Origin of the sequence: Delftia sp. 11MD (assembly GCF_050907895.1) — a bacterium.
GTDB classification, from domain to species: Bacteria; Pseudomonadota; Gammaproteobacteria; order Burkholderiales; family Burkholderiaceae_C; genus Comamonas; species Comamonas tsuruhatensis.
The window spans coordinates 4,462,489-4,481,517 of sequence record NZ_CP194333.1; the positions used below are offsets into that span (position 1 = coordinate 4,462,489).

Sequence of the window (19,029 nt, forward strand, 5' to 3'; positions counted from 1 at the left end):
GCATGCGCAATCTGGACGAATTGCTGGGCGACTCAGGCATGCGCCTCATGGTGCGTGCCGAAATGGTCACTGCCACGGCCGGCTATACCGTGGTGGATGACGGCTGGGCCATCCTCACCGGCATGGGCGGCGGCGCGGGCGGTAGCCGCTCGGCCGCGCCCGGCAACTCTGCGCCCTGGGGCGTGAAGATGGTGGCCGTGCGTGCGGGTGACGTGATCGATTTTGTGATTGGCGCGGGCGGTGGCGTGGCTTCGGCCGATGGCTCGCCCGCCCCTGCCGGCGGCACCACCCTTGTGCGCCAGAACGGCGCAACGCTAATGACCTGCCAGGGCGGCGATGCGGGGCCAGCCAGCCCCACGGCGCGCAGCCCCGTCGCGGCCACCGTGGCCGGTGCAGACTTCTGGCTGCGCGGCCGGCAACCCATGGGCGGCGGCGTGGCCCCCATGGCAGGCGCGGCGGTGGATCTGGGCGGCAAAACCTACAACCTCAATACATCCACAGGGGACCACGCCGTGGCGCTGGCCGGTGGCGTGGATGGCCAGCCCCGTGGCGCCTACGTCTGGCCCTGGGATATCACCCTGTTCGGTGGCGCGGCTGGCGACCCGGGCGTGGGCGCCCCCAACAATTCGGCCCTGTCTGGCATGTTCGCGGGCGGAAGCGGCAGCACCGACACGTCCACCAAAAGCGCCCCAGGCCGTGGCGCCTCGGCGGGCCGGGGAGACACCGGAGCCCGCAATGGGGGCGATGGCCTGGGTTACATCCGACTTTTCAAACGACTGGTATAGCCATGCCGACCATTGAAATCATGACCGCCGCAGGCACCGTGGAAAACACGATCGTGGCCGACGAGGCCGCAGCCCAGGCCCTGTACCCCGGCCGCTGGCGCCTGGCCGAGCAGCAGGAGCTGCCTGCGCCGCAGATCCACCGCCATATCACCCCGCTGGCCTTCCGCCGCCGCTTCACCGCCACCGAGCGCGCCGCCATCGAATGGGCCGCCGTGGACCGCGCCGATGCCACCAGCGGCGAACGCCAGCAGGCCGCCCAGCTGCGCAGCACGTTGAAGGACCAGGAGCTGGCCAGCTTCATCGACTTGGACGACCCGGACGTGGCGGCCGGCGTGCAGCTGCTGGAAACCGTGGGCCTGATCGCAGACGGCCGCGCGCTGCAGATCACGGACACGCCGCCGCGCCCCGACGAACTGCCGGCCTGACCTGGCCGCGCCAACCGTGCCACCACCGCAAGCCCGCCACTCGGCGGGCTTTGTCTTTGGGGTAGCACCGGCTCGCACCGGCCCTATCGCTGGCCGCCTACGCGCGGGCGGGGGAACATGCAGACACACACCGCACACCCACCGAACCCCTGCAGGAGCCCATCACCATGTCACTCGCCGGCTACCACCACGGCGTGCGCGTCTCGGAAGTCAACACCGGGACCACCACGCTGCGCATCGTCTCCACAGCCGTCATCGGCCTGGTGGCCACCGGCCCCGAAGCCGATGACGATGCCTTCCCCTTCGATACCCCTGTCCTCTTCACCAACATCGAGAAAGCGCTGGACAAGGCGGGCACCAAGGGCACGCTGCCCGAGGCCTTGAAGCTCATCAAGGACCAGTCCCGCCCCGTGCTGGTCATCGTGCGCGTGCCCGTGGGCGCGGGCGAAACAGCCGAAGCCATCGAGGCTGACCAGACCAGCCTGGTCATTGGCGAAAACGTGGCCGGCAAGCGCTCCGGCATTCAGGCGCTGATCACCGCGCAGCAGCACCTGGGCGTCAAGCCGCGCATCCTGGGAGCCCCGGGCCTGGACACCAAGCCCGTGGCCGATGCCCTCACGGCCGCCGCCATCCAGCTGCGCGCCATGGCCTACGTGCAGGCCCACGGCGCCGACGATGTGAGCGAGGCCCTGGCGTATGCAGGGAGTTTCGGCGCCCGGGAAACCATGGTCATCTGGCCCGACTTCAAAGCGTGGAACACCACGGCAAACAAGGCCATCAATGCGCCGGCCGTGGCCTATGCGATGGGGCTGCGCGCCCGCATCGACGTGGAGCAGGGTTGGCACAAGACCCTCTCCAACGTGCCGCTCAATGGCCCGGTGGGCATCAGCAAGGACGTGTATTTCGACCTGCAAAGCTCGGAGACGGACGCGAACCTGCTCAATGAGGGCAACGTCACCACGCTGATCAATTCCCAGGGCTATCGCTTCTGGGGATCGCGCACCTGCAGCACGGACGAACTGTTCCGCTTCGAGTCCAGCGTGCGTACCGCCCAGGTGCTGGCCGACACCATGGCAGAAGGTCATTTCGCCTTTGTTGACAAGCCCATGCACCCCAGCATGGTGAAAGACATCGTGGAAGGCATCAATGCCAAGTTCCGCGAACTCAAGGCCCTGGGCTACATCCTCGACGGCCGCGCCTGGTTTGACGCCGAAGTCAACACCACCGAAGCGCTCAAGGCCGGCAAGCTGGTCCTTGACTACGACTACACGCCCGTGCCGCCGCTGGAGGATCTGGGCTTTCGCCAGCGCATCACCGACAAGTATTTCGGCGACTTCGCCATGCGCGTGGGCACGGGCCAATAAGCACGGCCGCATTCCAGCACACAGGAGATCCAACCCATGGGACTGCCCCGCAAACTCAAGAACTTCGCCACCTTCATTGACGGCGAGAACTACATGGGCGAAATGCCCGAAGTCACCCTGCCCACCCTCACCCGCAAGGTGGAGGAATACCGGGGCGGTGGCATGAATGGCCCCGTTGATCTGGACATGGGCCAGGACAAGATGGAAGCCGAGCTCAAGGCGGCCGGCTACATGAAGGGCCTGATGAAGCAATGGGGCGCCGCCAAGCACGATGCCGTGATGCTGCGTTTTGCCGGCGCCCTGCAGACCGATGACAGCGAGGGCGTGCAGGCCGTCGAAGTCGTCATGCGCGGGCGCCTGACCGAGCGCGACCCCGGCAGCTCCAAGGCTGGAGACATGGTGGAGCAGACCTTCAAGTACAGCCTGAGCTACTACAAGGAAGTGATCGACGGCGAAACCATCCTTGAAATCGACTTCGTGAACCTGGTCGAGAAGGTCCACGGCGAGGACCGCATGGCCCAGACCCGCACCGCCCTGGGCATCTGACGGCCCGCACCCGCAAACAGTTTTCCCCCTCCCCTCTCGTCTGTCTCCGGCCGCATGGGAAACGGCCCTTCGCGCCGGCCTGGGCCACTACCTTGGCCGGCGCTTTTTTCTTCACAACCAAACCACCGAGGCACCTATGGACACCCAAGCCAAGACCACCGACACCACTCCCAGCGCCAAGACCGTGCAGGTCAACGTCACGCTGGAAACACCGATCCCGCGCGGCGGCGGCGTCATCGACGTGGTAACGCTGCGCAAGCCCCTGGCCGGCGCACTGCGCGGCATCAACCTGGCCGAGCTGCTGACCCTGCGTGCCGAGTCCGTCATGCTGCTGCTGCCGCGCATCACCACCCCCACCCTCACGCGGGAAGACGTGGCGGCCATGGACCCCGTGGACCTGGTGGCCTGCGCTTCGGAGGTGGTCAATTTTTTGGTGCCATCCAAGCAGCTGGAGACGGCCAAGGCCAATCAGGCGATGGCCATGGAATCCCTGGGCGCGTAGAGGACGCCATGGCCGACGTGGCCGCCATCTTCCACTGGCGGCCGGCCGACATGGACCCCATGGACCTGGCCGAGCTGATGCACTGGCGCGCCCTGGCTGCAGACCGCTATCAACAGATGAACAAGCATGGATAAGCTCAAGCTGCAGGTGCTGCTGGACCTGGCCGACCGGGTTTCGGCCCCGCTCAAGCGCATAGGCGCGGGCGCCCGTGCGCTGAACACGGATGTGAGCAGCACCCAGGACGTGCTGCGCAAGCTCCAGCAGCAGCAGGCCGCCGTGGGCAAGGCCAACGCCATGCAGGCCAGCCTGCGCGAAACGCAGGCCAAACTGCAGGCCGCGCGCACGGCCAAGGCTGCGCTGGTGGCGGAAATGCTCAAGGGCGGCGAGGCGGCCAAGGCCGCAGGCGGGCAGTATCGCGCCGCTGGCGACGCAGTGCAAAAGCTCGCGGCCACCTATCAGCGGCAGATTGACCAGACCAAACGCCTGCGCGCCGGCCTGGCTGAAATGGGCATTACCAATGCGGCCCAGGCAGAAGGCAAGCTGCGCGAGGCCATCGACCGCACCACCAAGGCCCTGGAGCGCCAACGCAAGGCGCAGGAGCTGACCAACAAGCACCGCGCGGCCGTGGACGCCAACAAGGCCGCCCGGGGCGATGCGCGTGGCGCCCTGTTTGACGGCGCCGCCATGGCCGCATCCCTGGCCGCGCCCTTGAAGATGGCCGTTGACTTCGAGTCGTCCATGGCCGATGTGGACAAGGTCATGGACCTGGACAAAAGCGGCCTGGAGCGCATGTCCCAAAGCGCCATTGACCTGTCCAAGCGCCTGCCCATGGCGGCCAAGGACATCGCGCAAATCATGGCCCTCGGCGGCCAGTCCGGCCTGGACGAAAAGCAGCTGCTGGGTGGCGAGGGCGGGGTGGGCTTTGTGGAGCACGCCGTGAAGATGGGCACGGCCTTCAACATGACGGCCGAGGAATCGGGCGAGGCCATGGCAAAGATGAAATCCGCCTTCGGCATGACCGTTCCCGAGGTGGCCACCCTCACCGACAAAATCAACCTGCTGGGCAACACGGGCGCGGCCAATGAAAAGCAGATCCTTGGTATCGTCACGCGCGTGGGTCCGCTGGGCGGCGTGGCCGGCGTGGCGGCCGGGGGCATGGCGGCCCTGGGCTCTACCCTGGCCGGCATGGGCGTGCAGGAAGAGGTTGCGTCCACCGGCATCCAGAATCTGATGCTCGCCCTGGTGGCCGGCGAAAGCGCCACCAAGAGCCAGCGCGAGGGCCTGCAGGCCCTGGGCCTGGACGCCACCGAAGTGGCCAAGAGCATGCAGCAGGACGCCACGGCCACGATGATGAACGTCTTCGACAAGGTGCGCGGGCTGGAGAAATACCAGCAGGCCGCCGCCCTGCAAACGCTCTTCGGCAAGGAATCCATCAAGGCCATTGCACCCCTGCTCAGTCAGCTGGACACCTTGAAGGAAAACTTTGAGAAGGTCACGGACGAAAGCAAGTACGGCGGCGCCGTGAATGCCGAGTACGAAAAGCGCGCAGCGACCACCGCCAACCGCCTGAAACTGGCCAGCAACCAGGCGGCGGCCATGGGCATCTCCATTGGCAACATGCTGCTGCCGGCGCTCAATGACGGGCTGACCCTGTTGGCCCCATGGATGGAGCGCCTGTCTGCGCTCACCCAGGCCTATCCCGGTGTCACGCGCGGCATTGTTCTGTTCGTCGCGGCGCTCGTGCTGGGCAAGGTGGTGGCCATCGCTGCGGGCTACGGATTCGCTCTGCTCAAGGGCGCCATCCTGGGGATGCGCGGCATTCTCGTGGCGGTGCGTGCAGCCTGGATACTGCACTCTGGGGCCATGGTTGCGGGCACCGTCATCATGCGAACTGCTGCCATGGCAAGCAAAGCATTCGCGGGTGCACAGTGGCTCATGAATGCCGCCCTGGCCGCAAACCCCATTGGCATCGTCATTCTGGCTCTGGTTGGCCTGGCTGCTGCGGCATATCTGGTCATCACCCGTTGGGAAGAAATCAAAGCCGGTGCGAAGGCGCTATTCGCCAACCTGTGGGAAATGGCAGGGAACTTCGCAACCATTGGCGGGCAGATGATTGATGGGCTGATTGGTGGTGTAACGGCCAAGCTCTCTGCCTTGAAAGACACCGTGGTGGGTGCCGCCACATCGGTGGGCCAGTGGTTCAAGGAAACGCTGGGCATTGCCAGCCCCTCGCGCGTGTTCATGGAATACGGCGGCTGGGTGTCCGAGGGCGCAGCCCTGGGCATCCAGAAGGGCCAGGGCCTGGCCGCAGCGGCTGCCGTGGGCCTGGCCGGCGTCACCGCCGCACCCATGGCCGCTGCCGGCACCGATGCGCTGGCCGCTGCCCAGGCCATGCCCATCACGGCGCCCGCGCCGCTGATGGCACCCAGCGGCAGCGCCCTGGGGCGTGGCACTGCGGCCGGCGCGGGCGCGCCCATGGCGGCGCCCAGCGGCCCCACCATCATCAACATTCATGCCGCGCCCGGCATGGACCCCAAGGACATAGCCCGCGCCGTGGCGGCTGAGCTGGACAAGCGCGACCGCGCCAACAAGTCCCGCGTGCTCAGCCAGCTCAGCGACACCGAGGGATAAAGGAGCCCAACCATGCCAATGATGACCCTGGGCCAATTCGTGTTTGGCCTGGATACCGTCGCGTATCAAGAGATGCAGCGCGCAACCGACTGGCGCCACCCCAGCAACAGCCGCGTGGGCGCCCGGCCGGCGCGCCAGTACGTGGGCCAGGGCGATGACACCATCACGTTTACCGGACTGTTCGTTCCAGAATTCCGTGGCGGCCGCAAGACCCTGGACGAACTGCGCAAGATGGCCGACGCCGGCAGCGCATACGCCATGGTCAACGGGGCCGGGGACAACCTGGGCGCCTGGGTCATCCAGCGCCTGAGCGAAAACGGCAGCGTGTTCGTGAAGGAAGGCCTGCCCCGCCGCATTGATTTCAGCGTGGAGCTGGCCCGCGTGGACGACGCCCAGGCCGACCCCAGCGGCGGCAGCGATGGCGGCACGGGCGGCGGTGATTGGGACGATGGCGACTTCTGGGATTGGTGGATGTGATGGCGGCAACCGAAAACCAGGCCACTGGCGCCTACCAGCAGCCGGACTATCAGCTCACTATCAACGGCGTCAACATCACGCCCAAGGTGGGCAAACGACTGATCGAATTGCGCCTGCGCGAAAGCCGCGGCGAAGAGGCCGACCAGCTGGATCTGACCCTGGACGACGCAGACGGCCGCATGGCCATCCCGCCCAAGGGTGCAACCATCTCCATTCGCCTGGGCTGGCTGCACGAGGGTCTGGTGGACAAGGGCAGCTTTGTGGTGGATGAGGTGGAGCACGGCGGCAGCCCCGACCGCATCAGCGTGCGCGCCCGCAGCGCGGACATGGCCAAGAGCCTGCGCGAGCGTGCCAGCCACAGCTGGAACGACAGCACCGTGGGCGCCGTGGTCCAAGACATTGCCGCGCGCAACAGCCTGCCGGCGCGCATTGCCCCTGAGCTGGCCGAGCGCAAGGTGCAGCACATCGACCAGACCAACGAATCGGACCTGCATTTTCTGTCCCGCCTGGCACGCCAGCACGACGCCGTGGCCACCGTCAAAAAGGGGCAGCTGATCTTTCTGCGCACCAACAGCAGGACCAACGCCAGCGGCCAGCCCATTGCCCCCGTGCACATCACGCGCGAATCGGGCGACCAACACCGATGGCACACCGCAGACCGCACCAACTACACCGGGGTGCGCGCCTACTGGACTGACGGCAAGCGCGCCCGCCGCAGGGGCGTGCTGGCGGGCACCAAGACGGGCAGCGTCAAGACGCTGAAAGACAACTTCGCCAGCGCCGAGGCCGCGCGCCAGGCCGCGCAATCGGAGATGCAGCGCGTGGACCGTGGCGCCGCCACCCTGAGCCTGGCCCTGGCCCTGGGCCGGCCCCACCTCATGCCGCAGGCGGCCGTGACCGTGGAGGGCTTCAAACCCGAGATTGACGGCGAGGGCTGGCTGGTCAAGTCCGTGGAGCACGCCCTGGGCGATGGTGGCTTCACCACGCAGATCGAGCTGGAGCGCCAGGGCGATGGCGACGCGCAGGCCCAGGATGATGCGGATGATGCGGCGACGGAAGTACCCGACGACGACAATTAACGTACATACAAAAAAGCCTTGACCTGGGAATTATCGTAAGTACAATAATTCCCATGGACATCGAATTCGACCCCGCCAAGAACCAGGCCAACATCGACAAGCACGGCGTTTCGCTGGAGATGGCGGGCCACATCGAATGGAGCAATGTCCTGTGCATGCCGGATGCGCGCCGGGACTACGGCGAAGTACGTGAAATCGGCTTCACCGTCATCGGCCAACGGCTGTACGTTGTGGTGTTCGTGCAGCGCGGGCAGACCATGCGAATCGTCAGTCTCCGCAAGGCAAACTCCAGAGAGGTCAAGGCTTATGAAGCAATCTAAGAAAGTGGGGCTGATCCAGCCCACGGCGGCCGAAGATGCCGCCATTGCCCGGGGCATCGAACAAGACCCGGACACCATGGAAATCACGGGCGACATGCTCGCCGAAATGCAACCGCTGGCCCGGCGTGGGCGCCCCCCGCTGGAGCAGCCCAAGCTGTCCATGACCATGCGTGTGGACGCAGATGTGCTGGCGGCCATCAAGGCCACGGGCACAGGCTGGCAATCGCGTGTCAACAGCGTGCTGCGCGAGGCCGTGAAAAAGGGCAAGCTGGCCGCCTGATTACCTACAGGGCATTCAGCCCGCCCGGCGCCTCCCGGCAATGAGGGGCAAGAGAGAACCACAATGACCGCAATTTCGTACATCTGGGCCGCAGAGCAGACCGAGCCGGGCATGCACGGCGTGCAGTACGCGGCGACCAACACCGCCGCCGCCCCCCGCGCCCTGCAGGCCGTCCCCGTGACAGGCGCCCAGGGCCTGGTGCATCAGGAAAGCCTGTACGGCGACTGGCAGCTGCTGGGCACTGCCAAGGGCGCCAGCTACAGCAACGATTACGGCCACTTCATCGAGCTGCAGACGCCAGAGATGGACGGGGCGCCCATCGAGGTGGCCGAGGTGGTTCGGCTGGGTTGGTACAGCCGGGCATGAGCCAGCGGGCAAAGCTGACGGTAGACGCCACGGGGCCGTGGCGTCTCTACCAGTGGGTGGAGCTGCCAGGCTGGCAAATGCTGGGCACCGTGCAGCGCGGCCACGATATCGGCGCGCTGGCGCGCAACCTGCAAACCGGCCAGCTGGTCATGCTCAGGGCCGGCGCGGCCAGCGCCCTGGACCAGCGCAAGGTGCTGGCCGCCCTGCAGACTGCGCAGGCCGATTGACCCGAAAAAAAGCCCGCACGCAGCGGGCCTTTGTTTTAGGCGGCTCAACGCTTCAAATAGCTCTTTTTCCCAGAGTCAGAAATACAGTACTGCCCACCCCGTGGTCCGGTGCATACGCCACCGGATCGGCATGAGCAGTCGCCTGCTGATGCCCCGGCCCGGCTGGGCGCCAGCAGTGCGCGCGGTGATGACTGGCCTAGCTCGGCGCTGCAGTGGCGCTTGCTACCGCTGATCGAGCCGTCATTGCACACAAACTGCGCACCAGAGCAATGCGCCACGCCGCCCTTGCGGCCGCTGCAGGGATAGTTGGCGGCGAAGGTCATCATGGACCAGCTCAACAGCAGCAGGGCAAAGGCTAGACCTCGCACGGACATGGCTACTTGGCAGGGCTGTACGTCACGAGCAGACCCATTCCCTCGCCGGCGCCGGCAGAGATCCTGACACCTCCGACGTTCTCACTTGCACGGTCCCCGCCAGGGTTGTCGAGGGCCTTCTTTACTACGCGCATCAGAGCCTCAGAGACATCATCCTTTTTGGCATTGGCCGCAAGTGCATTGGCAACAATGTGCAGGACGGCAAATGCTTTCAGGGACTTCGCATCGTCGCCACCAGTCACGCTGACCAGGATTGACTCAAGGTTGCCGCTTTGCTTGTCCACAGTGCCAACCATTGGGGTCTGTGCAGCCGTGTGAGTCCATGTGTCCTTCTTGCTGCCGGAATTGATCGTCAAAGGCTGCTGAATCAGCCACTCCTTGCCGACCTCCTTGGCCACTGCGTTGAAACGTGTGCGGAATTCTTGGGAGTCAAAGCCAAAATTCGGGCGAACCTCTGCAGTGGGTGGGGTGCTGCTGGCAGCAGTCGCTGGTGCCGGCGCTGCAGCCTCTGTGCTCTTGGGGGTGCTGCTGTCGCTGCAGGCAACGGCGACCGCAACAACGATTGCGGCAAGTGAGGCGAGGCCGAGGATTGTTTGCTTCGTGGAAACTGCGGGGTTCGTTGCGCCGCAATGTGGGCATGGCTTTGCGGTACGTTCGACCTCTTTTTTGCATTGCTTGCAAGCCATCATTGCCATGGTTTTCCCTCTCTGTGAAAGTCGCGCTTGCTGCCGCGCGGGCGGCTGCGCGAATTGGTGATTCAGGCCCGCGCCACGCGGGCGGCCAGCGTGCGCAGCGCGGCCTGCGCCTCTTCGTCGGCCTGCTGGTAGTGCTGCAGCAGTGCCTGGGCATCGCTGGGCAGTGCGCCAGCCTCGACGCCACCGCCGCCTGCACGCAGCGACAGCAGCACATAGCCCACATCCACGCCCACGGCGTGCAGCTGCTGCAGCGCCTTGGCGTCGGGTGCGAACTCGCCCTCTTCAAATTTCAGGAGTGCCAGGCGATCAACGCCCGACTTGTCTGCCAGCTGGCCCACGGTCAACTCCAGCCGCTTGCGCTCCTGTTGCAGCCGCTCGGCAAGCGTTTGTCCTGGGTTTGGGTGCGGGGCAGCGCAAGGGTCCAACGAACGTAGACCAGTTAGCAGATAGGCGACATCAACCCCATGTGCGGCCACTGCCTCAAGGTACGACGAATCGGGCTTACGCGAGCCCTTTTCATAGTTGAGCTGCGTCTCAGCAGATACGCCAGCAAGGGCGCCAAAAGCCCCCTGATTCAGCTTGAGATGCTTGCGGGCTTCTTTCAGCCTCTCGCAAAAATTCGACATGCGCCGATACTTTCCTGTTGACAACTCGACATTCGTCGATAAAAATCGAGCCACCTTGTAACAACCTAGATCCAAATACTACATGACCACCCCAGCGCACCAGACCCGCCACCGCTCGGCCACGGTCGAGCCACTTGTGCATGACAAGCAAATTGCTCTGCGGCTCACAAATGGTGAGCGCCACGCGGTGCAAGGTGGCGCATCCCACGAAGGCCGCAGCCAGAGCAATTTCGCTCGCATGATCCACTTGATGGGCATGGAGTTGTATGAGCACCTGGGGCGCATCGAACTCGGCGCCGTGGCAAGGCTCACCACACGCGCCACCGACAGCAACGCTACCGGCGACCGCGTCTAAGGCACAGCCATGGCACGGGAAGCTCCAAACCCCTTCCAGCCCCTGCTCGGCACGCAGCCGAATCTTGGATTCACCAAGGCCGCCCTGGCTGTAAGCCACCGGGCCGGCAAGGCCGCCCCCAAGGCGCGCCCCGGTGTACGAAAAGGCGCGCAAGGCTGTAACAACCTGTCCAAGCCGGAAACAACCGCCGACACGCAGGCCCAGGACGCAGGCCCGCGCCTGAAATCCGAATTCCACCGCATCCCCTGCCCGCACTGCGAGAGCCCGGCCACCATCCGCCGCAGCAACCAGGTCACGAACCTGACGCGCGAGTACGCCTTCGCCTGCACGAATTTCGAGTGCGGCCACACGTTCAGCGCAACGATGGAAATCACGCGCACCCTGAGCCCCAGCGCCACGCCCAACCCCACGGTGCGCCTGCCCCTGAGCACCCATGTGCGCCGCGATCTGATGCGCGAGCAGCTGGCGTGCGCCCAGCCCTCTGACTACCGCACCACGCAGACCGCCCCTGTGACCCTGGAGCTGTTCGGCACCAGTCCGCCAGCGGACTGACCCCGGGGCCTAGAGCCCCACCCACCTACCCCGTTCCCCCTGCCCTGTGGAGCCTGAAAGAAGGCCCTGCGGGACGTGCTCACCCTGAAAAACGCAACCCCGAGAGGACGCAATGCAATTCTTTGAACTCCGCAGGCCCCGGCCCGCGCAGCAGATCACCCTGGTGGATGAGGCCCTGCGGGCCGAGCACACCCGGCACGCTGCGCGGCTCAAGGAAATTGACGGCCTCGCCAGCGACCTGCAGCGGCTGCAGCAGCACCTGCCCGCGCTGCGCGCTGCTGGCGTGGACGTGAGCGGCCACGAGTGCGCCAACATCGGCGGCCTGTTCATTCACGGCGGCCAGGACCGCGCCCGCAACGGCCGCATGCTGCAGGCCCTGATGGGCATGGGCGGCAAGGCCCGCAACAGGGCCGCATTCAAGGATGGCGGCTTTGCCGTGGAGCTGGACCTGGGCGGCCTGCACCTGGCGTTCTACGTGGACCCGCGCGCTGCTGCGGCCGGGGCGCAAGGGGGTGCGGCATGAGCAGTGCACACCTCCCCGAAATGTGGCCAAAGGATGGATTTGGCCATTGGCAAGAGCATGGCAGCGGGGCCATGGATGGCAAAGACGTGGCCGTGTACTCGTGTCTGCCTGATGGCGAGGATGTATCTGGTGCAAAGGTCTTGCTGGCCATTGGCGGCGGAGACTATGCCATGCAGATGCGCCTGGACGGCAACGCGCTCGCCTGCTTGTGGCAAGGGCTGCATGACGCGGGCTGCAAGGCCCGATCCATTCGCAGCCTGGCGGCCCATCAGGATGCCCCTGAATGGGACTGCCGAGTGCAGATGACAGAGGGTTTCATTGATGCGGCCAGGGCGGGCGTCAGCTACCGCGTGTTTGCTGAACGGTTACGCGCCACTGATTCGGCCGTGGTGGCACTCAACATGTACATGTTGCAGGGCTTCTGCGGTGGCTCGGAAATGGCTACGGGCGACCTGACGCCAGACGCAGCGGAGGAGCTGGCCCGGGCTCTCATGGAAGCGGCCGAGTTTGCGCGTGGCATCAACGCCATGGACAAGGGTGGTGCAGCATGAGCCAATACGCCATCACCCATGTGGACGCGCTGCATGTGCGCCGCCGCCTGGTGCTCAGCGCCGCCAACCGCGCAGCCGCCCAGGCCGCCGTGGAACGCATCTACGGCCTGCCCTGGTTCCTGACCGCCGTGCGCGTGAACGGGGGTGCGCGGTGAACCTGTCCGAAATCTCCGCACCGCAATTCCTGCAGTGGGTGGGCGTGCACAACGCTGCGCCTTCCCTGGCGCCCGTGCTGCATCGCCTGCCAGCGCCGCCCGTGGCGCCGCACATTGCCCGCATGACCCCCGCAGAGTGCCGCGAGCATCTGCGCCGCCTGAAAGACGATGCCGTGTACCGCGCCAGCAATGGCCGCTGGAGCGATGCCGAGGCGCGCGAGTGGTCCACGCTGCACATCAGCATTCGCATGTCGGTGCTGCTGCTGGCGGGCATCGAGGGCGAGCTGGAAGAGCTGGGCCGCCGCGAGTGGCGCGAGCTGCCACCGCCTGAGCGCAATGCCATCAAGGCCCAGATCCGCTACATGGCCGACGAGATGGCGAAGCTGCATTCGCTGACGGTGAAGAACTAGCCATGTCCGCGCTGCTCAACGCCAAGCCCACCGGCCGCCGCCTGCGCACTGCATCGCAGCAGGAATGGAAGCGCCACAAGCCCAGGCCCCACATGGTGCAAGCCGCCATGCAGGCGCTGGAGAAGGCATTGCCGCCGCAGTGGCTGCAGCCCATCCGCGCCATGGGCCTGGGCAAGCTGGGCGCGGGCAATCTGCCCGAGTGGGCGGCGTGCTTTGACGCGCTGGTAGCCATTGACGACTTTGCAGCGCGCCACGGCAATGCGGCCGAGTGGAACCTGAGCGACTACGAGATCTGCGCAATGGCCAAGCGCCTGGCCGAAGAGGTGGCCGAGCTGGATTCGGGCGCCCAGGCCCAGGCCATGGACCTGCCGGCGCGCGTGGACCTGGTGCGGCTGATGCTGCGCATGATGGGCGTGCAGGAGTCTGCGCCGCTGGTGGGTGAGCCTGCCATCCGGCGTGCCATGGATTCAGCCTGGTGGCGGCGCCTGCTGCGCAAACACGTCACGCGCACGGTGGAAGCCGGCGCCGTCAAGCTGGGCGTGGTCAACCGCTTTGCGGGAGGCTATGCCAGCAATGCCACGGTGCGCCGCCGCACGGCGCAGGTGGAGCGCAACGCCAAGGCGCTGGAGCGCTCGCTGTTCAAAAACGAGGCCGGCCAGGTGTTCACGCTGGCAGAGCTGGCGGCCCTGTCCCCGTCCAACCCGGTGATTCGCGGCGGCGAGCTGATGACGCGCATCCGTGGCGCCGAGGAATATGCAGACGCCCGCAATCATGTGGGTCTGTTCCTGACGCTGACAGCGCCCAGCCGTTTCCACGCCGTGACGCTGGGCAGCGGCGGCCGGCCCCGCCCCAATCCCCGCTATGACGGCGTGAGCACCCCGCGCGATGCGCAGCTGTGGCTGCGCAACAAGTGGGAGCGCGTGCGCTCGCAGCTGGACCGCGACGGCGTGCGCATGTACGGCATCCGCGTGGCCGAGCCCCATCACGACGCCACGCCCCACTGGCACGCCCTGGTCTGGGCTGAGCATGAGGCCGCAGCCCAGCGCGTGGAGCAGGTCATTCGGGATAAATGGCTGGCAGACGATGGCGACGAACGCGGCGCGGCCAAGAATCGAATCAACGTCAAGCGAATGACCACGGGCGGCGCGGCCGGCTATGTGGCCAAGTACATCGCCAAGAGCGTGGGCCATGCGGCCCTGGCTGACCACCTCGATGTGGTGCAGGGCCAGCTGTGGGACGTGGAGCAGGGTGATATGCCCGGCCACCGCCGCGTAGACGCCTGGGCCGCGTGCTGGGGCATTCGCCAGTTCCAAGCCATTGGCATGCCCAGCGTGTGCGTGTGGCGCGAGCTGCGCCGCGTGGGCAAAGACCAGATCGAAACCATGCGCCTGGACGGCGACCGCGCCACCTGGCAGGCCTGGGGCGCATGCCACAAGCACAGCGAGGACATCAAGGCCGATTGGCGCCGCTACATGGAGGCCATGGGCGGCCACTGCGTGGGCCGTGGCCGCTGGCACCTGAGCATTGCACGCCGCCCCGTGCCGGCCGGCGCCGTGAACCAGTACGGCGAAGAGATTGCCCCGGGCCAGGGCCGCGTGGTGGGCCTTGAAACCCGCGCCGGCCGCTGGCTGGTGTCGCGCCGCATTTCATGGCGCAGCGTGGCCAAGGAAACCGAGACTTTCGACCCCGCAACGTGCACGGATGCCGATAGCGGCAAAGCGCTTGCGATGGGCGCTGACCGCGCGCCGCTGGCGCGCCCTTGGACTGGTTTCAATAACTGTACGGCCCGCCTGCGCGGCGAGACGCTGCGAGCCCTTTTCGGGCGCGGACGGCACGAGGCAGAGGACTGGAGCAGTCCCAGCAGCCCCGATTCTGTGCTCTACCGGCCCGCCGCCACCACCCCCACCCCCGTTTTTTCCCGCTGATCCCGCAAAGGAGGCCACCCCATGCCCGAAATCACCCTCGCCGCCCGCCGCACCGAGCCCCGCGTGCACTGCTGGGCCCGCTCCATCAATGGCGACTACATCCGCAGCGAGCACATGGCGCCGAACCACTTGGCCAAGGTCTTCGAAGCCGAGCGCGAACGCCTGGCCGCCGCCAAGCCGCGCCGCCAGCGCAAGGCCCGCGCCACCGCACCCATCACCAACCCCGCCCAGCTGCAGCTGGTCGCCTGACCCCGCAACCACCACCGACCGAGAGGACCACCATGCAACACGCCACCCCCACCCTGCGCAGCTATCGCGCCGTCATCGTCCCCCAGCACATCGAGGCCAGCGAGCTGGAGCAACTGGCCGACGCCGGCCTGCTGCCCACCCACAGCCTGAGCGCGGCCACCGCTGACCAGGCCAGCAACCTGGCGCACCTGGCCACCGGCCGCCCCGTGCTGCGTGTTGAACGCCTGGAGGCCTGAGCCATGGCCCAGACCCTCACTCAACTGACCCTCGCGTGGCTGATTGCCACCATCGAGGCAACGCGCGCCGGCCTGGCCGGCAACCTGGCAAAAACGCCCGTCGCCGATTGGGGCGCCACGCCTGTGCGCGAGGTGCGCAACCATGAGCAGGATTTGCACACCGCCATGCAGGTGCTGGGCGACATGCTCAACGTGCGCGGTGCGTTCGTCGCCACTGGAATTCCTGCTGCGCCGCATCTGGAGCGGGTGCCGGCCTATGCGTGCGGCGTGGACCTGTCTGCCGAAGGCCTGGCGGATCTGAAAAAAGCGCTCGCCGATCCGAGGCAGAGAACCTACATAAAACGTATGCCGGTGCCCGCCTTAGATGCCAACGCCATCGCCGCGAACGTGTGCCAGCGCGTGGCCGAGCTGCCCGACCGCAACAGCCCGGAGGATTGGCCCGAGGCCATGCTCGTGACGGGACGGGAGCTGATAGACGTTGTGACGTGCGAGATCACGCAGGCCCTGGAAACAGCGCCCCATGCGCCGGCCGCTCCCATCAACCTGGGCACGCCCCACTGCGCTGGCCACAGCATGCCGCTGGACGGCAGCTGGTCCACCATCGACGCCGACGCGAGCAAGGGGGCATGACCATGCGAACCACCACCCCCGTGGAAATCCGCCACTTCCATCTGTTCTGCGGCCTGGGCGGCGGCGCGCGCGGCTTCAACCGTGCGAGCCCTCGCGTGGGCAACCTGCAGGCGAAATTCCGCTGCCTGGGCGGCATCGACGTGGACCCGGCCAGCATCCGCGACTTCGGCCGCCTGGCCGGCGTGCCCGGCACCGTGCTGGATCTGTTCGACCGCGAGCAATACCGCACCTTCCACGGCGCCGAGCCGCCAGCGGACTGGCAAGAAGCCACAGCCGCGGATATTCAGCGAGCAGCTGGCGGCGAACGCCCGAACATCGTGTTTCTGTCCGCGCCCTGCAAGGGATTCAGCGGCCTGCTGTCCGAGGGCAAGAGCAAGACCGACAAGTACCAGGCCCTCAACCGCCTGACGCTGCGCGGCGTGTGGCTGATGCTGGAGGCCTGGCGCGATGACCCGCCCGAGCTGGTGATTTTCGAAAACGTGCCGCGCATCGCCACGCGTGGCCGGCACCTGCTGGACCAGATCGTGGCCCTGCTGCGCGCCTATGGCTACGCCGTGGCCGAGACGACGCACGACTGCGGCGAAATCGGCGGCCTTGCGCAGAGCCGCCGCCGCTTCCTGCTGGTGGCCCGTCACGCCGAAAAAGTGCCCTCGTTCCTGTACCAGCCCCGCAGCAAGCCGCTGCGCGCCGTGGGCGACGTGCTGGGCCGCATGCTCCAGCCCGGCGACCTGCGCGCAGGCCCCATGCACCGCGTGCCCAGCCTGCAGTGGAAAACCTGGGTGCGCCTGGCATTCGTGCAGGCCGGCAGCGACTGGCGCAGCCTCAACCGGCTGGCCATCGAGGACGGCACGCTGCGGGACTATCTGATCGTGCCCGAGATGCACGCCGGCATGCTGGGCGTGCAGGACTGGACACGGCACAGCTCCACCGTGACCGGCAAGGGCCGGCCGAGCTGCGGCAATTTCGCCGTGGCCGACCCTCGATTCGAGCAGTCGGCCCTGTGGTCCGATGGCCAGGCCTACGGCGTGCGCCGCTGGGATGCCAGCACGGGCACCGTGGCCGGCCAGCAAGGCCCTGGCCAGGGCGCGTACAGCGTGGCCGACCCGCGCCACCACGGCCCCGCCAAGCACTCGAACGAGTACCGCGTGGTGCGCTGGGACCGTGCCGCCATGGCAGTGACCAGCGCCCACGGCACCGGCCAGGCCGTCGCAGACCCGCGCCGCGATGGACCCAGCTTCGGCAAGTACGCCGTGACGCCCTACGGCACGCACGCCGGCACCGTCATCAGCGGCAGCACCACGGGCCAGGGCGCGTTTGCCGTGGCCGACCCGCGCAGCGGCATGGACGCCGAGCGCACCGCGTACACCACGGGCGGCCACTACGGAGTGGTGCCCTGGGACAGCCAGGCCGGCGCCGTCAGCGGCGCGGCATGCCACGACAACGGCCGCTGGAGCGTGGCAGATCCGCGCATGCCGGCAGCTGCTGACAAGCTCGTTTGCCGCATCGTGTCCGAGGACGGCACATGGCACCGCCCTTTCACCACCCTGGAGCTGGCGCACCTGCAGAGCCTGGTCGAACCCGACGAGCTGCTGGAACTGGACGGCACCAGCGACCAGGCCAAGCGCGAGCGCATCGGCAATGCCGTGCCCAGCGAGGCCGGCGAAGCCATCGCCCACGTCATGGGCGAAACGCTGCTGCTCGCGTTGAGTGGCGAAACCTTCATCCTGTCGGCGCAGCCGGTCTGGGTGCGGCCGATTGCCCTGGGGCTGGCCATGGGGACCACGGCATGACCATCACAGCAATCAACGTGTTCATTGAGGTGGACGGCATGCAATGCGCTGCGTTCATCAGCGAGGAAATGGCAGACGTGTTCGTGCGGATGCTGCCTGCAATGCAGGCCGGCCAACCGCAACAGGCCAGGTTGCATACCTTGCCGCCCAGCGTGATTGCACCGCTGCTGCAGACGCGCTGGGCTATGGGAGAGCACCTGATGGCGGCACGCAACGCGAAGGCACCAAAGAAGGGCTGAGAACATGAAAAAGCACACCAGGCGCAAGCACTACAACCCCCACGCGGCGCCCATCTGGCGCGGCAACGCAATGCGCGCCATGGCCCGCGAGCTGTGCGACAAGTCCGTGGCAATGCTCATGGCAGACCACGGCAGCGAGCAGCGGGAGCTGCTGGCCTACCTGGCCAAGCTGGTGGGCGTCGGCGCCGAGGTGGCGGCCCGCCTGCCGCCCGAAAAACGCAACGCCCACGGCCTGCACCACTCCCTGGCAGTGGTGGTGCAGATGGCATGCGATGGCAACCGCTGGGACTCAGCATGGGCCGCGCAGCTGGCAACGGCTGCGGACTTGTCTGCCGATCTGCTTGTCGAAAACGGCGACATCGCCGGCCAGGTGTTCGACGGCGCTCACAAGCTGGCCGCGCACATCCTGGCCGGCACCATCCGGGCCGATGCCATCGAGCCGGCGCCACCAGAAGTAAGCCCATGAGTGCGAACCAGCCCAAAAAAAACCAGTCTCAAAAACCACCCAAAGGAACCAACGAAATGAACCCGCATCTGAGCACCGCACCCCGTATGGACACTCAAGGAATTGCCGAATACCTCGGCCTGAGCCGCGAGCACGTCACCGCGCGCCTGACCAAGCGCCCGGATTTTCCCAAGCCCTTCATCAACGCCAGCCGCCGCATTCGTTATTGGCGAGTGGCTGACGTGAAAGCATGGGCAGAGGGGCGCCATTGA

29 protein-coding genes are annotated in these 19,029 nt (G+C 66.7%); 27 read left to right on the plus strand and 2 right to left on the minus strand.

From position 1 onward, the window contains the following. The first annotated feature begins 2 nt into the window (after positions 1-2). The 13 genes from ACRSCF_RS20430 to ACRSCF_RS20490 all read left to right on the plus strand — a co-directional run bounded on the left by ACRSCF_RS20430 (position 3) and on the right by ACRSCF_RS20490 (position 9,002). The gene (locus tag ACRSCF_RS20430; protein ID WP_324622631.1) at positions 3-785 is read left to right on the plus strand and encodes a hypothetical protein; all 783 of its coding nucleotides are present in this window, start codon (positions 3-5) and stop codon (positions 783-785) included. A gap of 2 nt (positions 786-787) precedes the next feature. After that, the gene (locus ACRSCF_RS20435; protein ID WP_034368520.1) at positions 788-1,210 is read left to right on the plus strand and encodes a hypothetical protein; all 423 of its coding nucleotides are present in this window, start codon (positions 788-790) and stop codon (positions 1,208-1,210) included. A gap of 167 nt (positions 1,211-1,377) precedes the next feature. Next, a complete protein-coding gene (locus tag ACRSCF_RS20440; RefSeq protein WP_324622634.1) occupies positions 1,378-2,574 on the plus strand; it encodes a phage tail sheath protein in 1,197 nt (398 codons plus the stop codon). A 36-nt stretch (positions 2,575-2,610) separates the two neighbouring features. Continuing rightward, positions 2,611-3,120, plus strand: coding sequence for a phage major tail tube protein (locus tag ACRSCF_RS20445; protein ID WP_034368518.1), 510 nt, complete (start codon positions 2,611-2,613; stop codon positions 3,118-3,120). Positions 3,121-3,256: 136 nt separating this feature from the next. Beyond that, the gene (locus tag ACRSCF_RS20450) at positions 3,257-3,622 is read left to right on the plus strand and encodes a phage tail assembly protein (RefSeq protein ID WP_324622637.1); all 366 of its coding nucleotides are present in this window, start codon (positions 3,257-3,259) and stop codon (positions 3,620-3,622) included. Between the two features lie 8 nt (positions 3,623-3,630). Further along, complete coding sequence (locus tag ACRSCF_RS20455) at positions 3,631-3,756, plus strand: GpE family phage tail protein (RefSeq protein WP_096915334.1); 126 nt, start codon at positions 3,631-3,633, stop codon at positions 3,754-3,756. Beyond that, on the plus strand, positions 3,749-6,253 hold the full coding sequence (locus ACRSCF_RS20460) for a phage tail tape measure protein (RefSeq protein WP_324622639.1): 2,505 nt from the start codon (positions 3,749-3,751) through the stop codon (positions 6,251-6,253). The genes ACRSCF_RS20455 and ACRSCF_RS20460 overlap by 8 nt, the downstream gene beginning before the upstream one ends. Before the next feature lie 12 nt (positions 6,254-6,265). After that, entirely contained in the window at positions 6,266-6,730 is a 465-nt protein-coding gene (locus ACRSCF_RS20465; RefSeq protein WP_034368513.1) for a phage tail protein, read from the plus strand. Then, positions 6,730-7,809 (plus strand): contractile injection system protein, VgrG/Pvc8 family, encoded by a 1,080-nt coding sequence (locus tag ACRSCF_RS20470; RefSeq protein ID WP_034368510.1) that lies wholly within the window; start codon positions 6,730-6,732, stop codon positions 7,807-7,809. Before ACRSCF_RS20465 ends, ACRSCF_RS20470 begins: the two co-directional genes overlap by 1 nt. Before the next feature lie 53 nt (positions 7,810-7,862). Then, positions 7,863-8,129 carry a BrnT family toxin gene (locus ACRSCF_RS20475; protein ID WP_034368507.1) on the plus strand — a complete coding sequence of 89 codons (267 nt, stop codon included), beginning with the start codon at positions 7,863-7,865 and terminating at the stop codon, positions 8,127-8,129. Then, positions 8,116-8,409, plus strand: a complete 294-nt coding sequence (locus ACRSCF_RS20480) for a BrnA antitoxin family protein (RefSeq protein ID WP_034368505.1) — start codon at positions 8,116-8,118, stop codon at positions 8,407-8,409. The genes ACRSCF_RS20475 and ACRSCF_RS20480 overlap by 14 nt, the downstream gene beginning before the upstream one ends. 63 nt (positions 8,410-8,472) lie before the next feature. Then, on the plus strand, positions 8,473-8,775 hold the full coding sequence (locus ACRSCF_RS20485) for a hypothetical protein (protein ID WP_133073838.1): 303 nt from the start codon (positions 8,473-8,475) through the stop codon (positions 8,773-8,775). After that, a complete protein-coding gene (locus ACRSCF_RS20490) occupies positions 8,772-9,002 on the plus strand; it encodes a hypothetical protein (RefSeq protein WP_432675084.1) in 231 nt (76 codons plus the stop codon). The genes ACRSCF_RS20485 and ACRSCF_RS20490 overlap by 4 nt, the downstream gene beginning before the upstream one ends. Positions 9,003-9,378: 376 nt before the next feature. Here the strand turns inward: ACRSCF_RS20490 and ACRSCF_RS20495 are convergent, their stop codons facing one another. Both ACRSCF_RS20495 and ACRSCF_RS20500 read right to left on the minus strand, forming a co-directional pair. Continuing rightward, a complete protein-coding gene (locus tag ACRSCF_RS20495) occupies positions 9,379-10,071 on the minus strand; it encodes a hypothetical protein (RefSeq protein ID WP_158528322.1) in 693 nt (230 codons plus the stop codon). A 62-nt stretch (positions 10,072-10,133) separates the two neighbouring features. Next, positions 10,134-10,409 (minus strand): hypothetical protein, encoded by a 276-nt coding sequence (locus ACRSCF_RS20500; RefSeq protein WP_324622641.1) that lies wholly within the window; start codon positions 10,407-10,409, stop codon positions 10,134-10,136. A 370-nt stretch (positions 10,410-10,779) separates the two neighbouring features. On the opposite strand from ACRSCF_RS20500, the gene ACRSCF_RS20505 reads away from it, so the two are divergent. The 14 genes from ACRSCF_RS20505 (at position 10,780) to ACRSCF_RS20570 (ending at position 19,029) form a co-directional block, all read left to right on the plus strand. Further along, positions 10,780-11,052, plus strand: coding sequence for a hypothetical protein (locus ACRSCF_RS20505; RefSeq protein WP_034368495.1), 273 nt, complete (start codon positions 10,780-10,782; stop codon positions 11,050-11,052). A gap of 9 nt (positions 11,053-11,061) precedes the next feature. After that, positions 11,062-11,604, plus strand: a complete 543-nt coding sequence (locus tag ACRSCF_RS20510) for an ogr/Delta-like zinc finger family protein (RefSeq protein ID WP_052151752.1) — start codon at positions 11,062-11,064, stop codon at positions 11,602-11,604. A gap of 112 nt (positions 11,605-11,716) precedes the next feature. Then, positions 11,717-12,127, plus strand: a complete 411-nt coding sequence (locus ACRSCF_RS20515) for a hypothetical protein (protein ID WP_034368491.1) — start codon at positions 11,717-11,719, stop codon at positions 12,125-12,127. After that, on the plus strand, positions 12,124-12,678 hold the full coding sequence (locus ACRSCF_RS20520) for a hypothetical protein (RefSeq protein ID WP_324622644.1): 555 nt from the start codon (positions 12,124-12,126) through the stop codon (positions 12,676-12,678). The genes ACRSCF_RS20515 and ACRSCF_RS20520 overlap by 4 nt, the downstream gene beginning before the upstream one ends. Then, positions 12,675-12,833: a hypothetical protein gene (locus ACRSCF_RS20525; RefSeq protein ID WP_198818728.1), complete on the plus strand. Its 159-nt coding sequence runs from the start codon at positions 12,675-12,677 to the stop codon at positions 12,831-12,833. Before ACRSCF_RS20520 ends, ACRSCF_RS20525 begins: the two co-directional genes overlap by 4 nt. Then, on the plus strand, positions 12,830-13,243 hold the full coding sequence (locus tag ACRSCF_RS20530; RefSeq protein ID WP_324622646.1) for a hypothetical protein: 414 nt from the start codon (positions 12,830-12,832) through the stop codon (positions 13,241-13,243). The genes ACRSCF_RS20525 and ACRSCF_RS20530 overlap by 4 nt, the downstream gene beginning before the upstream one ends. A gap of 2 nt (positions 13,244-13,245) precedes the next feature. Beyond that, positions 13,246-15,168, plus strand: a complete 1,923-nt coding sequence (locus tag ACRSCF_RS20535; protein ID WP_324622648.1) for a replication endonuclease — start codon at positions 13,246-13,248, stop codon at positions 15,166-15,168. Positions 15,169-15,189: 21 nt separating this feature from the next. After that, positions 15,190-15,417: a hypothetical protein gene (locus ACRSCF_RS20540; protein WP_016454077.1), complete on the plus strand. Its 228-nt coding sequence runs from the start codon at positions 15,190-15,192 to the stop codon at positions 15,415-15,417. Between the two features lie 32 nt (positions 15,418-15,449). Continuing rightward, complete coding sequence (locus tag ACRSCF_RS20545; protein ID WP_016454076.1) at positions 15,450-15,653, plus strand: hypothetical protein; 204 nt, start codon at positions 15,450-15,452, stop codon at positions 15,651-15,653. A gap of 3 nt (positions 15,654-15,656) precedes the next feature. Further along, positions 15,657-16,283, plus strand: a complete 627-nt coding sequence (locus ACRSCF_RS20550) for a hypothetical protein (protein WP_016454075.1) — start codon at positions 15,657-15,659, stop codon at positions 16,281-16,283. Further along, positions 16,280-18,073, plus strand: a complete 1,794-nt coding sequence (locus ACRSCF_RS20555) for a DNA cytosine methyltransferase (RefSeq protein ID WP_016454074.1) — start codon at positions 16,280-16,282, stop codon at positions 18,071-18,073. The genes ACRSCF_RS20550 and ACRSCF_RS20555 overlap by 4 nt, the downstream gene beginning before the upstream one ends. Beyond that, positions 18,070-18,312, plus strand: a complete 243-nt coding sequence (locus tag ACRSCF_RS20560; protein WP_016454073.1) for a hypothetical protein — start codon at positions 18,070-18,072, stop codon at positions 18,310-18,312. Before ACRSCF_RS20555 ends, ACRSCF_RS20560 begins: the two co-directional genes overlap by 4 nt. A gap of 4 nt (positions 18,313-18,316) precedes the next feature. Continuing rightward, on the plus strand, positions 18,317-18,778 hold the full coding sequence (locus ACRSCF_RS20565) for a hypothetical protein (RefSeq protein ID WP_016454072.1): 462 nt from the start codon (positions 18,317-18,319) through the stop codon (positions 18,776-18,778). Then, on the plus strand, positions 18,775-19,029 hold the full coding sequence (locus tag ACRSCF_RS20570; protein ID WP_016454071.1) for a helix-turn-helix transcriptional regulator: 255 nt from the start codon (positions 18,775-18,777) through the stop codon (positions 19,027-19,029). Before ACRSCF_RS20565 ends, ACRSCF_RS20570 begins: the two co-directional genes overlap by 4 nt.